Genomic DNA, 13,502 nt, shown 5'->3' with positions numbered 1-13,502 from the left:
ATTCAGCCGAGGGTGATTCGTCCATGGAAGCCATCGACTACGGCCGTCACTACCATCGGATCGATATCGAGCAGTTCCACCGCATGATCGAGGCCGGGGTTTTCCGCTCCGGGGATCGCGTGGAGTTGATCGAAGGGGAGATGCTCGATATGTCGCCGATCGGTTCGCCACACATCGGCCTGACGGCCGAGCTGAACATGATTTTCGCCGTGCGCCTGAGCGGCAAGGCCATCGTGACGGCCCAGGGCGCGGTGGTTCTGGACAAACGCAACGAGGTCTATCCGGATCTGCTGGTCCTCGCCCCGCGAGTCGACTACTACAAGCGGTCCAAGCCGCGCCCAAGCGACGTGCTTCTCTTGATCGAGGTCTCCGACTCAAGCCTCAAGCATGATCTGAAAACCAAGCTCCCGATTTACGCCCGTCACGGGGTTGCCCAGGTCTGGATCCTCGACATCCAGGGAAGCCGCGTCCATGTCTTCCGGGATCCCGACCCAACCAGCACCACCTATCGAGAGACCCAAGTCCTCACGGAGGGCGACTTGGCGATCGAGATCGCGGGCGTCACCATCGCGCTGGATGTCGCCAGCCTGTTTCGCGCCTGACAACTGACAACTGAAAGCCCCCGCAGCCCAACCGGAGCCCAGCATGAGCGAAGAACAGAAGCAGGAAACGACCGACAAACTGGTGCATGCCTACGAGCATATGCTCAAGCAGACCCACGAGGCGATCGAGAAGGCGCAGAAGGAGTCCGTGCCCAAGTTCCGCGAGATCCTGGACAAGACGCGCGAGAACATGGTGGAGCTGGGCGAGCTGACCCGCGAGGAGGCGGACAAGGTCTCCGACTACATCAAGCGCGACATCGAGGACGCCGCCAACTATATCGCCGAGACCGGACAGGACATCCGCGACTGGTGGCGGTTCGACCTGCAATTGGTCGAGAAGCGGATGATGGACATGTTCAAGCTGGTCGCGGATCAGACCAGCCTGCAACTCGCCCAATGGGCCGAGACCGCGCGCCAGATGAGTCTCTATCAGGCCGGCGAGATCACCGGCCCCGGCACCCTCGTCTGCGACCGCTGCGGAGCCGAGACCCATTTCGTCAAGGCCGGGCGCATCCCGCCCTGCGCCGACTGCGGTGGAACCAGCTTCCGTCGACGCACCGAGGAAACCGAGAAGAAGGGCTGAGAGGTTATGTAATTCCAAACCCGGCCCCGACTCGACCCGTGGATGGACCGAGCGTGCGCGATGTCCCCATCGTTCAGGCTCGGGACACCAACACCACGTCCTCGTAGAGATCCGCCAGCGTCAAGACGAAACGCCGATCACCGCAGACAAAGCTCAGTTCCCCGTCTGCTTCGAGAACCCGATGCCCCCAGACGCCGGATTCGTCGCGCTCGTAACATTCGACCCGTCGCGATGTCTGGCTGACCAGCAGGTAATAACGCAGGGCCTCCAGGGTACGATAGGCGATGAGCTTTTCTCGCCGATCGATACTCTCGGTCGAGGGCGACAGCACCTCGGCGATGAAGCAGGGCGCGGATTTGTAGAGCGAGGCGCCGTCCTCGGGGTCGCAGGTCAGGACCACATCGGGGTAATAGAAGGCGTCATGGGAGTCGACCCGCACCTTCATGTCGGTCATGAAGACCCCGCACGGCGTTCCGCGCGTGACCAAACGAATGTGAAAGAACAGATTCCCGGCAATGCGGTTATGAACCTCCCCCGCGCCCGCCATCGCGAACAACTCGCCCGCGACATACTCATGACGGATATCGCGCGACTGCTCGTCGAGCAGATAGTCCTCGGGATCGATGTACTGGATGGGAGCGGCAAGGGACATGGCATGATCCTCGTCTGAAAGGTCGCTGCGGCCTTGGTCATTATAGCGCCGCCTCCCGGAGCGACGCCTCCGGCCGGCCCCGCGGCGGGGCGCATCTGGTAATCCGACCCGCCCGCCCTTATAGTGCCGCCTTCGTGTCATGTCCCGTGGGAGAGACCGGCCAGCCGGCCGGCGCCGAAGGCGCAACACCGCCCGGAATCGCTCAGGCAGAAGGACCGCGGGGATAACGACCGACTCTGGAGAGTGGTGCCGGCCATCCGTGCCGCGCACCCACCGACGGGGCCGTCTGGCGTTCCAAGGATCTCCAGGCGCAAACTCTCAGGTCTAGGACAGAGGGGCGACATCGAGGGCCTTGCTCCTTCGATGTTGTCGCGTTGCCGCCGGTCGCCAGGCCGGCTCAACTCCTTAGGATAGACCCAGTGGAGAGTCGGATGGGATTGCGCACGCCCCTGTATTCCGAGCACGAGCGCCTCGGCGCCCGCCTCGTTCCCTTCGGCGGCTGGGACATGCCGCTGCACTACGGCTCCCAGATCGAGGAGCATCACGCCGTTCGACGCACCGCCGGCCTCTTCGATGTCTCGCACATGCGGCCCGTCGACATTTCCGGCCCCGGCGCCCAAGCCTTTCTGCGTCACCTCCTCGCCAACGATGTCGCCAGGCTCAAGACGCCAGGCAAGGCGCTCTATTCCTGCATGCTGAACAGTTCGGGCGGCGTGGTCGATGACCTCATCGTCTATGCGCGCGCTCCGGAGCGTTTTCGCATCGTGGTCAATGCCGGAACGGCGGACAAGGACATCGCCTGGATGCGCGAGCAGGGCGCGGGCTTCGAGGCCGCCATCCAGCCCCGTCACGACCTCGCGATGATCGCGGTGCAGGGGCCGGAGGCCAGACGTCGGGCCGCACCCTGGCTCCCGGACAATCTCCGCGACTCCGCCATGACCCTCGCGCCCTTCTTCGCCACCGAGGCGGACGACTGGTTCGTGGGTCGCACCGGCTACACTGGCGAGGACGGCTTCGAGATCATGCTGCCCGCCGACCGGGCCGCCGCGCTCTGGCGCTCGCTGGTGGACGCGGGCGTTCAGCCCTGCGGCCTAGGCGCGCGCGACACCCTGCGCCTGGAAGCCGGCATGAACCTCTACGGCCAGGACATGGACGAGACGGTCGGTCCGCTGGAGTCCGGGCTGGCCTGGACCCTCGCCGGGGAACCCGCCGAGCGCGATTTCATCGGGCGCGACGCCCTGCTCCGGCTCCGCGATGCCCCCGAGCGTCGTGACTTCGTCGGGCTCCTCCTGACCGGGCGCGGCATCCTCCGCGGCCATCAGAAGGTCTTGCGCGATGGCGAGGAGATCGGTGAAATCACCTCCGGGGGCTTCTCGCCAACCCTGGAGCGCTCGATCGCCCTGGCGCGGGTCGCTCCTGGCCTGGACGGGATCTGCGAGGTCGAGATTCGCGGCAAGCCCGTCTCGGCCAGGGTGGTCAAGCCCCCGTTCGTGCGTCACGGCCAGCCCTGTATCACGCTTGAAGACGCCTGACGCCCTGAATCCAAGAACATCGATCGAATCTATCCCCATGGATCCTGTACGGAGAGAACAATGAGCAACCTGCCCGCCGACCTCAGATACACCAAGACGCACGAGTGGGTGAAGGAAAATGGCGACGGCACCCTGACCATCGGCATCACCGATCACGCCCAGGAGGCGCTGGGTGACATCGTGTTCGTGGAGGTGCCCGAGAACGGGCGCCAGGTCGACGCCGACGAGGCCTGCGCGGTGGTGGAATCCGTCAAGGCGGCCTCGGACATCTACTCGCCGCTGGCCGGCGAGATCGTCGAGGGCAACGCCACCCTGACCGACACCCCGGACGCCATCAATACCAGCCCCTACGAGGAGGGCTGGATCTTCCGTCTCGTCCCCTCCGACATGGGCGCGCTGAACGGACTGCTGGATGCCGCCGCCTACCAGCAGGTCGTCGAGGAAGAAGACTGATCGTCCCACCCGGCCCGACCGACAATGGGTCCGTGACCCGGACCCTGGAAACCCCGATGCCCTTCATACCCCACACGCAAGACGACATCGCCGCCATGCTCGCGGCCATCGGCGTCCCCTCCATCGATGCGCTGTTCGACGAGATCCCGGCCGAGTTGCGGATCGGCGAGCTGGACGCCATCCCGCCCGGGATGTCCGAAATGGACATCAACCGTCTGATGCAGGCCCGCGCGCGCACCGACGGGCAGCCGCTCTGCTTCATCGGCGCCGGTGCCTATGACCATCACATCCCAGCCGCCGTCTGGCAGATCGCCACGCGCGGCGAGTTCTACAGCGCCTACACACCCTATCAGGCCGAGGCCAGCCAGGGCACGCTCCAGGTGCTCTACGAATTCCAGTCCATGATGACCGCGCTCACCGGGCTGGACGTCTCCAACGCCTCGCTCTACGACGGCGCCTCGGCGCTGGCCGAGGCGATCCTCATGGCGGTGCGCGCCAATCGCCAGACCAAGTCGGCCAAGGTGCTGGTCCCGCGCGCCCTGCACCCGGCCTATCGGCGCACGGTCCGGAGCATCGTCGAATCCCAGGGAATCGCACTGGTCGAGGTCGCCTTTGATCCCAAAGGCGGACAGACGCCGGTCGAGCAACTGGAAGCCGCCGATCGCGATGGCGAATACGCCGCCGTCGTCATCAACCAGCCCAACTTTTTCGGTGTGCTGGAGGACGTCGACGCCCTGACCGACTGGGCGCATGCCCACAAGGCGCTGGCCGTCGCCGTCGTCAACCCAATCGCCCTGGCCCTGCTTTCGCCCCCCGGCGACTGGGGCGCGAGCGGGGCCGATATCGCCTGCGGAGAGGCGCAACCCCTGGGCATGCCGCTCTGCTCGGGCGGTCCCTATGCCGGATTTCTCTGCTGCAAGGAGGCCTTCGTCCGCCAGCTCCCCGGCCGGATCGCGGGACGCACCCTGGACCTGGACGGCAAGCCCGGCTTCACGCTCACGCTCCAGGCCCGCGAGCAGCACATCCGGCGCGGCAAGGCGACCTCCAACATCTGCACCAATCAGGGCCTGCTGGTGACCGCCGCGACCATTCACATGGCGCTGCTGGGACCGGAGGGACTGGAACGGGTCGCGTCGGCCTCGCATGCCAATACAGGTCGACTCACCGCCATGTTGTGCGATCTGTCCGGCGTCGAACCCCTGTTCGATCGCCCCATTTTCCACGAGCAGGCGTTGCGTCTACCGGCCCCGGCGGCGGATTTGCTGCGCTCACTGGCGGCGCATAACATCCTGGGCGGTTTCGATTTGGGCGCGGACTATCCGGAACTGGATCCGGCCGTTCTGGTCTGCGCGACCGAGTTGCGCTCGGACGAGGAGATGCGCCGTTTCGCCGACACGCTGGGACGCATCCTGGCCACCCGGACCCAGGCGCCCTGTCCGGTGCGACCCAAAATGTAGGAGGCCGATGCTCGACAGGGAGTATCAAGACTGATTGATCGGACATCGCCCCGGGATCAGAATCCGACTCCCACATCAACCCAGGCAATCAAGGAAAAGGAAAGAGATGCCATTCAGCAATGTCGAGCAAATCACCCCCATCATGCAGGAAGTCCTGCGCGTCAGACCTCGGAAAATGCTGGACGTCGGCTGTGGACTCGGCCTCTACGGACTGCTCAGCCGGGTACAGCTCGACCTTTATTTCGACGAGTCCTTTTACACCAAGCTGTTTCGGAGCCATCGGTCGACGAAACGCTGGTCCGGGGTCAGGATCGATGCGATCGAGGGATTCGGAGACTATCTTGATTACATCCCCGATTGGGTCTACGACGACATCCGGATCGAGGACGCGCGAACGGCGCTTCCGACCATCGCCGACGGCCAGTACGATCTCTGCCTGGCGCTGGCGATCATCGAACACCTGAGCAAGGACGAGGGTTTGGCGTTCGTCAGCCATTTGAAACGCATCGGCCGGGTCGTGATCATCGCCGTCCCCAAGAACGTCGGCCCGCAGGAGGTTGCGGACAACCCCTTCGAGACGCATCGATCGAACTGGAGCCGGGAGGATTTCATCGGGCTTGGAGCCAAGCGATTCCTGCCGCACTCGGGGGCCTGGATCGCCGTATTCGATCCCTCGCTCCCCGCCGACCAGGAGACGCCCGAACCAAGCGCGATAACCAGCCTGCAACCCCAACTCGCGCGGATGGAACAGAAACTCGACGCCACGCTGACGGAACAGACGCGGATTCTCCAGGCTCTGAGCCTTCGCGGCCGGGTTGCCAGTTTATGGAACCGGATGTCTCGAACGCGCCTAAATCCTGGCTGAAACCATCACCCACACGCCCCACAACCCAGACGGAGACCACCCATGGCTCAAACCGCACTGCAAGGCCACCCAGTCGCCCTCAGCGGCCACCTCCCCGCCGTAGGAAGCACCGCGCCCGATTTCCAGCTCGTCGACAAAGATCTCGCCGACAAGACGCTTGGCGATTTCGCCGGCAAGAAGAAGTTGCTCAATATCGTGCCGAGCCTGGACACCCCGGTCTGCGCGACCTCGACCAAGAAATTCAACGAGGCCATGGCCGGCAAGTCCGACGCCGTCGCCCTGGTCATCTCGGCCGATCTGCCCTTCGCCATGGGTCGCTTCTGCGGTGCCGAGGGCATCGAGAACGTTGTCGGCCTCTCCATGATGCGCTCACGTCATTTCGCCAAGGACTACGGCGTGCTGATCGAGGATGGCCCGCTGGCCGGCATCACCGCGCGCGCGGTCGTGGTTCTGGATGCCGACAACACGGTGCTTTACACCCAACTGGTGCCGGAGATCACCCAGGAACCGGATTACGATGCCGCGCTGGCCGCGCTCTGAATCAGCTTAGATTAGCCTGCTCAAACCCAATGCACCTGCCTTAGAAACCACTGGGTTGCCAACAATGGCAACCCAGTTTTTTAATCTCAGAAGCCAAACCAGAAAACGGACGCAACGATGTGTCAAAAGCTAATAATGAGTGGACTCATCGCAGTCTTCACAGCCTGGTTTCCACAGCCCTCTACCGCAGTCACGCAGTTCGATCTGCAAGTCTGCGAGGCATATGCCAATTCGGAGGAGATTATTGAGTGCTTCGCAGAATTAATTATTGGCACAGACTGCGAAGGGAAAGCTGCTTCTGAGGCACTCGCCTGCTATCGGAACAATATCAAGGCGCAAATTACCGCGCAAGAAGCAACAAACTCAACAGTTGCCGATGCGGCTACAGCCTCCGAGTCGAAAGCGAATTCAGTCATTGTTGAAACTAATACAGTTACCGAAACTTCATCTGCGAGCAAGCTTGATAACCAGGGCGATCGAACTGCAATCAGGTTTGCAGGCGGGTTAATAGCTTTCTTTGGACTCTGGGTGGTGGCAGCCTTTCTTGGGTTTCGCAACCAACTCGGACCAATTCTTTCGGTGGGAGGCAGCTTTCTTATATCAGTGCTGGGACTAAGCGTGATCCTATTTTCTGTTTCCCCAGAAAAACAAAAACCATTTGGTGAGATCCATGCGCTCGAACTCTGTCAATTCGCGATCAGGCAGATGGCGCGTGATCCCGAAACGGCCAAGATTCCACCCGTGCGCAATTTCGGACGCGGCGGGGAATTTTATTTTGCTTGGGGCGCTTCGACTAAATTCGTCAGGATGAAGAATGGTCTGGGGCTGGAAGTGCCCGCTTCTGCTTCTTGCATCGTTGACGGCGCTAACCATCAGATCACCAGCCTAACCATCAACGGCAAGAGCGTACCCACTAAGTGACCTGACAAAAGGTATGAAGCAGGCAAAATCGTCATCAGCTTATAACGCACTTTCCCCCGGTTCACTGCCGAACGCAGATCGAATCTGACCAATGTGATGCGCTTTTGTAATAACATTTTTCTGATTGGACAAATCTCATCGCCATGCTGATCCAAGACCAATCCCGAACCGGCCGCCGCGCCACCGCCCAGGCCCCGCTGCATCCGCCCGAGGCGACCGACATCCCCGAGGGGCTGCGGCGACGCACGCGCCCCGCCCTGCCGGAGGTCTCGGAGATGCAGGCGGTGCGTCATTACACCCGGCTGTCGCAAAAAAACTTCTCGATCGACACCCATTTCTACCCCCTCGGCTCCTGCACCATGAAGTACAACCCGAGGGCCTGTAACAGCCTGGCGATGCTGCCCGGCTTCCTGGCGCGTCATCCGCTCGCGCCGGAGACCCACGGCCAGGGACTCATGGCCTGTCTTTTCGACCTGCAAGAGATACTCAAGGCGGTCACGGGCATGCACGCGGTCTCGCTCGCTCCCTCGGCCGGGGCACAGGGCGAATTCGCGGGCGTCGCCATGATCCGCGCCTACCACCGCGCGCGCGGCGATCTGGCGCGCACCGAGATCCTGGTTCCGGACGCCGCGCACGGCACCAATCCGGCCTCGGCCGTGATGTGCGGCTTCAAGGTCCGCGAGATTCCGACCGGCCCTGACGGCGATGTCGATCTCGCGGCCCTGCGCGCCGCCGTGGGTCCACAAACCGCCGGCATCATGCTCACCAATCCCAGCACGGTCGGCGTCTTCGATCGCAACATCCAGGCGATCGCGCGCGCGGTCCACGAGGCCGGCGGTCTGCTCTATTACGACGGCGCCAATCTCAACGCCATCCTCGGCAAGGTCCGGCCGGGCGACATGGGTTTCGACGTCATCCACATGAATCTGCACAAGACCTTCTCCACGCCCCACGGCGGCGGCGGTCCGGGCGCGGGTCCAGTGGGCGTTTCCAAGCGCTTGGAGCCCTATCTCCCGGTGCCTCTGATCAGTTTCGATGGTGACGAATACCAGTGGCTGGCTGAAGCGGAACGCCCGGAGAGCATCGGCCGACTCACCGCCTTCGGCGGCAACATGGGCATCCTGCTGCGCGCCTATGTCTATGCCCGGATGCTCGGACGCGAGGGCATGGGCCGGGTGGCGGATTTCGCCACGCTCAATGCCAACTATCTGATGGCCCGACTGCGGGAGGCCGGCTTCGAGGCCGCCTACCCGGAGCGCCGCGCCAGCCACGAGTTCATCGTCACACTCAAGCGCGAGGCCAGGGAACTGGGTGTCAACGCCATGGACTTCGCCAAGCGCCTGCTGGATTACGGCTATCACGCCCCGACCACCTACTTTCCGCTGCTGGTGCCGGAGTGCCTCCTGATCGAGCCCACCGAGACCGAGAGCAAGGAAGACCTCGACGGCTTCGTTGAGGCCATGATCGCCATCCGCCGCGAGGCGCATGAGGAGCCGGACAAGGTCAGGGACGCGCCCCACACCATGCCAGTGCGCCGGCTCGACGACGTGCGCGCCGCGCGTCAGTTAGACCTGGCGTGGAAACCCGCCGGGATCGAGAACACCCATGGCCAATAATAACGTCAGGGGATGGGGCCGCGTGGTCCGCGCCTTCGGTTACTCGATGAAAGGCTTCAAGGCCTGCTTCGAGCTGGAGGAGGCCTTCCGGCAAGAGGTGTTTCTGCTCATCCCCCTGGTTCCCCTGGGCCTGTGGCTGGGCGAAACCCCGGTGGAGCGCGCCATGCTGGTCGGCAGTCTCCTGATGGTACCCATCGTGGAACTGCTCAACTCCGCCATCGAGGCCAACGTCGACCGCATTGGCCTAGAGCGGCACGAATTATCGGGCCGCGCCAAGGACATCGCCTCCGCCGCCGTCTTCTCCAGCATCGCCTTCTGTATCCTGATCTGGGCCTTGATCCTGATCCCCAAATGGCTTTGATGCTCCGCGACGCGCCCCTGACGGTCAGCGGCCGAACGACGCTTGATCTCGCCACGGGCCGGGCTTAGTGTGCGGGCAGGATCGAACTCAAGAGAACCCGGGCCATGCGCAACGCGAAACAGGCAGTGGCCGAACTGCTGCGACGACTCCCCGACGACTGCACACTGGAAGACATCCAGTATCAGCTCTACCTCATGGAGAAGGTCGGCCACGGACGCGATGACATTGCCCAGGGCCGCGCCTATCTCAACGCCGAAGCCAAGCAGCGGCTGGATCGATGGCTGGAGAGCTGATCTGGTCGCGCGCCGCGCTCGACGACATCGAGGCCATCGCGACCTTGGTCGCACGCGACTCCCGCATCCACGCCAAACGACTGGTCGAACGGATCTTCCAGGACAGCGAACAGTTGCGCGCCCGCTCCGCGGGCGACCAGCCATCGCCAGAATTCGATCGGCACGGCGTCCGGGGACATGGCATTCAAGGATTCCGCGTCCTCTACGAACGTCAGGGCGAGGATATTCATCTGCTCGCGGTAGTCCATGACGGGCGACCCCGTGACGATCAGGAGACGCCGGAACCTCATTCCGCTTAATACGGAATGAGGAGCTAGCGGCCTCGTCGCTGCCGCAACGCCTCGTAGAGACAAACGCCGGCGGCGACCGAGACGTTCAGGCTCTCGACCTGACCACGCATCGGCAGTCGAACCAGGCGATCGCAACGCTCGCGCGTCAGACGCCGCAGTCCGCCGCCCTCGCTGCCCATGACCAGCCCGAGCGGGCCGGTCAGATCGGCGGCGTAGACTTCATCGGTGGCCTCGCCAGCCGTGCCGATCAGCCAGATCCCGCGCTCCTTGAGGCTGTCCATGACGCGGGCCAGATTGGTGACCTGAAAATAGGGCAGGGTCTCGGCGGCGCCGCTCGCGACCTTGCAGACCACGGGGGTCAGGCCGACGGCGTTATCCTTGGGCGCGATCACGGCCTGGGCGCCGGCGGCCTCGGCGGTCCGCAGACAGGCACCGAGATTGTGCGGATCCTGCACCTCGTCGAGCAAAAGAAGGAACGGCGGCGCTTCCAGGACGTCCAGCAGTCGCTTCAGCTCCGGCTCGGCGCGGGCCGCCGGAATCCTCACCCAAGCCAGGGCGCCCTGATGATTGGCCCCAGCGGCGGCCCGATCCAGTTCATCCCGATCCACCTGGAGCCGCCGGATACCGGCGCCCCGCGTCAATTCGGCCAGCTCGGCCAAACGACGGTCGCGTCGGCCACGCTCCAGCCAGACCGCGTCCACCCCTTCCGGACCATGCTTGAGCGCCGCGCGGACGCTGTGAATCCCGAAGACCGGGGCGAGATCCTCCTTCATCTCAGCCCTGCGTGTCGGAACCCGGAGTGGAACGCCGACGCCTGGACCTGGAACGCGGCTTCTTGGTCCCTGCTGGCTTGGCATCGGCCGGTTTGACATCGGCTGGCTTGTTGGGCTCGGCCGGCTTGCGGCCCTGGGCCGGCTTGTTAGGCTGGGCCGTTTTTTGGCCTTGGGCCGGCCTGGCCTTGGCTGGCTTCGACCCCGCCGACTCCTGTGGCCGCCGATCGCCGGACCGGCCCTTCGGCGGACCACTCTTGGCGGCGGGTTCGGCCAATACGAAGTCGATCTTGCGATCGTCCAGATTGACCGCGGCCACCTGGATCTTCAACCGATCGCCCAGCCGATAGACGGTGCCCGTGCGCTCGCCATGCAGACGATGTCCGATGGGGTCGAAGTGGTAGAAGTCATTGTCCAGCGCCGTGATATGCACCAGGCCATCCACGTAGATCTCGTCGAGCTCGACGAAGATGCCGAAGGAGTTGACGCTGGTGATGGTGCCCTCGAACTTCTCGCCCAGCTTGTCCTGCATGAACTCGCACTTGAGCCAATCCTCGGCGTCGCGGGTCGCCTCGTCGGCGCGCCGCTCGGTGCCGGAGCACTGCTCGGCCATCTGTTGCAGATCGATCTTGGAATAGTCCAGATCCGCCGAGGTGCCGCCCGCGAGCAGATGCTTGATGATCCGATGGACCATGAGATCCGGATAGCGGCGGATGGGCGAGGTGAAGTGGGTATAGGCGTCGAACGCCAGCCCGAAGTGTCCGGCGTTGTCGGAGCTGTACATGGCCTGCTGCATGGAACGCAGGAGCACCGCCTGGATCAGGCGCCGATCCGGACGATCCTTGACCTGGCGCAGCAGCTCGGCGTAATCGGCGGCCGTGGGCTTGGGTCCGCCCGGCAGCTTCAGGGCCAACTGGCCGAGGAACTCGCGCAGATCGGTCAGCTTCTCCTCGCTCGGCGTCTCATGGATGCGATAGACCGCCGGGATGCGCTTGCGCTGGAAGTGACGGGCCGCCGCCACGTTGGCGGCCAGCATGCATTCCTCGATGAGCTTGTGGGCATCGTTGCGCACCAGCGGCACGACCGCCTGGATGCGACCCAGATCGTTGAATTCGAACTTGGTCTCGGTGGTGTCGAAATCGATGGCGCCACGCTCGGCCCGCGCGGCATGAAGCACCTGGAAGAGCTGATAAAGCTCGTGCAGATGCGGCAGCACCTCCGCGAACTCGGCGCAGAGATCGCCGTCGCCATCCACCACCATGGCCGCGACCTGATCGTAGGTCAGCCGGGCCTGGGAGCGCATCACGGCCTCGAAGAAGCGGGTGCGCGTGACCTTGCCTTCCTGGTTGATGTAGAGCTCGGCGGTCATGCAGAGCCGGTCCACATGGGGATTCAGCGAACAGAGCCCGTTGGAGAGGATCTCCGGCAGCATGGGAATGACCCGATCCGGGAAATAGACCGAGTTGCCGCGCGACTGCGCCTCCCGATCCAGCGCGGTTCCGGGACGGACATAGCTGGACACATCGGCGATCGAGACCAGGAGCTTCCAACCCTTGGGCTTGCGCTCGCAATAGACGGCGTCGTCGAAGTCCCGCGCGTCGGCCCCATCGATGGTCACCAGCGGCAGGGCGCGCAGATCAAAGCGCCCGACCTTGGCCTCCTCCGGCACCTCGGCCCGCAGCCCGGCGATTTCCTCCTCGACCTCCGCCGGCCAGGCCACCGGCAGGTCATGGGTGCGGATCGCGATATCCGTCTCCATGCCCGGCCCCATGTGACTGCCGAGCACCTCCGCGATGCGCCCGATGGGTTGGGTGCGTTTAGTGGGCTGATCGGTGATCTCGGCGACCACGATCTGCCCCTGCTCGGCACCCGCGATGCGGTCGCTCGGAATGATGATGTCGTGCGTCAGACGCTTGTTGTCCGGCATCACGAAGCCGACGCCGCTTTCCTTGTAGAGACGACCCACCACGGTCCGGGTGTTGCGCTCCAGAATCTCGACCACCGCCCCTTCCAGCCGTCCCCGCCGGTCGAGACCGCTCACCCGCACCACGACCCGATCGCCATGGAACAGCGCGCGCATCTCCTTGGGATAGAGATAAAGATCGTCGCCGCCCTCGTCGGGCCTCACGAAACCGAAACCGTCCGGGTGACCGATGACCCGCCCGGCGATCAGGTCGCGCTTGTTGACCGGACAGAAGGCCTGGTTGCGATTGCGGACCAATTGCCCATCCCGGACCATGGCGCCGAGCCGACGCTCAAGCGCGACCAGATCCTCCTCGTCGACCAGAGACAGCGCCGCCACCACCTCCTCGAACGACAGGGGCGCGCCGTGATTGGCCAGGGTCTCAAGGATGAATTCCCGGCTCGGAATGGGGTTGGCGTATTTCTTCGCCTCGCGTTGGCGATGGGGATCCGCGCTCTTGGCTACCGTGGGTTGTCGACGTCTTGTCACTTGAACTCATCGTTGTTCTATAAAGTTCCAAGTGTAGCGTTGACAAGCCAGCGCTGTCTCACTAATATTCGCGCTCCACCGGGGACGGATCGCTAAAGCAAGCGTTCCCGGTGAC

The 13,502-nt window shown here is 63.8% G+C and carries 15 protein-coding genes and 1 riboswitch; of the genes, 12 read left to right on the top strand and 3 right to left on the bottom strand.

The features are described from left to right. Window positions 1–23 precede the first annotated feature (23 nt). Both CKO27_RS10410 and CKO27_RS10405 read left to right on the top strand, forming a co-directional pair. A complete protein-coding gene (locus tag CKO27_RS10410; RefSeq protein WP_200374826.1) occupies window positions 24–602 on the top strand; it encodes a Uma2 family endonuclease in 579 nt (192 codons plus the stop codon). A 43-nt stretch (window positions 603–645) separates the two neighbouring features. Then, window positions 646–1,185 (top strand): zinc ribbon-containing protein, encoded by a 540-nt coding sequence (locus tag CKO27_RS10405; RefSeq protein ID WP_200374825.1) that lies wholly within the window; start codon window positions 646–648, stop codon window positions 1,183–1,185. Window positions 1,186–1,258: 73 nt separating this feature from the next. Here the strand turns inward: CKO27_RS10405 and CKO27_RS10400 are convergent, their stop codons facing one another. After that, complete coding sequence (locus tag CKO27_RS10400) at window positions 1,259–1,837, bottom strand: Uma2 family endonuclease (protein WP_200374824.1); 579 nt, start codon at window positions 1,835–1,837, stop codon at window positions 1,259–1,261. Window positions 1,838–1,974: 137 nt separating this feature from the next. Further along, window positions 1,975–2,065, top strand: a riboswitch (glycine riboswitch). 203 nt (window positions 2,066–2,268) lie between these two features. Between CKO27_RS10400 and gcvT the strand changes: the two genes are divergently transcribed. The 10 genes from gcvT (at window position 2,269) to CKO27_RS10350 (ending at window position 10,174) form a co-directional block, all read left to right on the top strand. Continuing rightward, window positions 2,269–3,369, top strand: a complete 1,101-nt coding sequence (gene gcvT / locus CKO27_RS10395) for a glycine cleavage system aminomethyltransferase GcvT (protein WP_200374823.1) — start codon at window positions 2,269–2,271, stop codon at window positions 3,367–3,369. 60 nt (window positions 3,370–3,429) lie between these two features. After that, window positions 3,430–3,822 (top strand): glycine cleavage system protein GcvH, encoded by a 393-nt coding sequence (gene gcvH / locus CKO27_RS10390; RefSeq protein WP_200374822.1) that lies wholly within the window; start codon window positions 3,430–3,432, stop codon window positions 3,820–3,822. Between the two features lie 56 nt (window positions 3,823–3,878). Continuing rightward, window positions 3,879–5,279 (top strand): aminomethyl-transferring glycine dehydrogenase subunit GcvPA, encoded by a 1,401-nt coding sequence (gene gcvPA / locus CKO27_RS10385; protein WP_200374821.1) that lies wholly within the window; start codon window positions 3,879–3,881, stop codon window positions 5,277–5,279. 106 nt (window positions 5,280–5,385) lie between these two features. After that, window positions 5,386–6,144: a hypothetical protein gene (locus CKO27_RS10380; protein WP_200374820.1), complete on the top strand. Its 759-nt coding sequence runs from the start codon at window positions 5,386–5,388 to the stop codon at window positions 6,142–6,144. A gap of 42 nt (window positions 6,145–6,186) precedes the next feature. Continuing rightward, a complete protein-coding gene (gene tpx / locus CKO27_RS10375) occupies window positions 6,187–6,684 on the top strand; it encodes a thiol peroxidase (RefSeq protein WP_200374819.1) in 498 nt (165 codons plus the stop codon). A 135-nt stretch (window positions 6,685–6,819) separates the two neighbouring features. Then, window positions 6,820–7,605, top strand: coding sequence for a hypothetical protein (locus tag CKO27_RS10370; protein ID WP_200374818.1), 786 nt, complete (start codon window positions 6,820–6,822; stop codon window positions 7,603–7,605). Window positions 7,606–7,748: 143 nt separating this feature from the next. Then, window positions 7,749–9,221, top strand: coding sequence for an aminomethyl-transferring glycine dehydrogenase subunit GcvPB (gcvPB, locus tag CKO27_RS10365; protein WP_200374817.1), 1,473 nt, complete (start codon window positions 7,749–7,751; stop codon window positions 9,219–9,221). Continuing rightward, window positions 9,211–9,582, top strand: coding sequence for a diacylglycerol kinase (locus CKO27_RS10360; protein WP_200374816.1), 372 nt, complete (start codon window positions 9,211–9,213; stop codon window positions 9,580–9,582). The genes gcvPB and CKO27_RS10360 overlap by 11 nt, the downstream gene beginning before the upstream one ends. Before the next feature lie 104 nt (window positions 9,583–9,686). Next, window positions 9,687–9,875 carry a hypothetical protein gene (locus CKO27_RS10355; protein ID WP_200374815.1) on the top strand — a complete coding sequence of 63 codons (189 nt, stop codon included), beginning with the start codon at window positions 9,687–9,689 and terminating at the stop codon, window positions 9,873–9,875. After that, window positions 9,860–10,174 (top strand): type II toxin-antitoxin system RelE/ParE family toxin, encoded by a 315-nt coding sequence (locus CKO27_RS10350; RefSeq protein ID WP_200374814.1) that lies wholly within the window; start codon window positions 9,860–9,862, stop codon window positions 10,172–10,174. The genes CKO27_RS10355 and CKO27_RS10350 overlap by 16 nt, the downstream gene beginning before the upstream one ends. 14 nt (window positions 10,175–10,188) lie before the next feature. On the opposite strand, the gene rlmB is transcribed toward CKO27_RS10350, so the two are convergent. Both rlmB and rnr read right to left on the bottom strand, forming a co-directional pair. Further along, window positions 10,189–10,938 (bottom strand): 23S rRNA (guanosine(2251)-2'-O)-methyltransferase RlmB, encoded by a 750-nt coding sequence (gene rlmB, locus CKO27_RS10345; RefSeq protein ID WP_200374813.1) that lies wholly within the window; start codon window positions 10,936–10,938, stop codon window positions 10,189–10,191. A 1-nt stretch (window position 10,939) separates the two neighbouring features. Beyond that, window positions 10,940–13,387: a ribonuclease R gene (gene rnr, locus CKO27_RS10340; RefSeq protein WP_200374812.1), complete on the bottom strand. Its 2,448-nt coding sequence runs from the start codon at window positions 13,385–13,387 to the stop codon at window positions 10,940–10,942. Window positions 13,388–13,502 lie beyond the last annotated feature (115 nt).

Origin of the sequence: Thiocystis violacea (genome assembly GCF_016583575.1) — a bacterium.
Taxonomy (GTDB): Bacteria; Pseudomonadota; Gammaproteobacteria; order Chromatiales; family Chromatiaceae; genus Thiocystis; species Thiocystis violacea.
The sequence above is the reverse complement of the archived record's forward strand: the minus strand, read 5'-3'. Positions and strand labels throughout refer to the sequence as shown.

What these genes read in the sequence shown, in the direction of transcription:
- tpx (WP_200374819.1), top strand. Translation starts at nt 6,187, where the DNA reads ATGGCTCAAACCGCACTGCAAGGCCACCCAGTCGCCCTCAGCGGCCAC.
- CKO27_RS10410 (WP_200374826.1), top strand. Translation starts at nt 24, where the DNA reads ATGGAAGCCATCGACTACGGCCGTCACTACCATCGGATCGATATCGAG.
- CKO27_RS10350 (WP_200374814.1), top strand. Translation starts at nt 9,860, where the DNA reads ATGGCTGGAGAGCTGATCTGGTCGCGCGCCGCGCTCGACGACATCGAG.
- CKO27_RS10360 (WP_200374816.1), top strand. Translation starts at nt 9,211, where the DNA reads ATGGCCAATAATAACGTCAGGGGATGGGGCCGCGTGGTCCGCGCCTTC.
- CKO27_RS10370 (WP_200374818.1), top strand. Translation starts at nt 6,820, where the DNA reads ATGAGTGGACTCATCGCAGTCTTCACAGCCTGGTTTCCACAGCCCTCT.
- CKO27_RS10355 (WP_200374815.1), top strand. Translation starts at nt 9,687, where the DNA reads ATGCGCAACGCGAAACAGGCAGTGGCCGAACTGCTGCGACGACTCCCC.
- CKO27_RS10400 (WP_200374824.1), bottom strand. Translation starts at nt 1,837, where the DNA reads ATGTCCCTTGCCGCTCCCATCCAGTACATCGATCCCGAGGACTATCTG.
- gcvPB (WP_200374817.1), top strand. Translation starts at nt 7,749, where the DNA reads ATGCTGATCCAAGACCAATCCCGAACCGGCCGCCGCGCCACCGCCCAG.
- gcvH (WP_200374822.1), top strand. Translation starts at nt 3,430, where the DNA reads ATGAGCAACCTGCCCGCCGACCTCAGATACACCAAGACGCACGAGTGG.
- rlmB (WP_200374813.1), bottom strand. Translation starts at nt 10,938, where the DNA reads ATGAAGGAGGATCTCGCCCCGGTCTTCGGGATTCACAGCGTCCGCGCG.
- gcvPA (WP_200374821.1), top strand. Translation starts at nt 3,879, where the DNA reads ATGCCCTTCATACCCCACACGCAAGACGACATCGCCGCCATGCTCGCG.
- gcvT (WP_200374823.1), top strand. Translation starts at nt 2,269, where the DNA reads ATGGGATTGCGCACGCCCCTGTATTCCGAGCACGAGCGCCTCGGCGCC.
- CKO27_RS10405 (WP_200374825.1), top strand. Translation starts at nt 646, where the DNA reads ATGAGCGAAGAACAGAAGCAGGAAACGACCGACAAACTGGTGCATGCC.
- CKO27_RS10380 (WP_200374820.1), top strand. Translation starts at nt 5,386, where the DNA reads ATGCCATTCAGCAATGTCGAGCAAATCACCCCCATCATGCAGGAAGTC.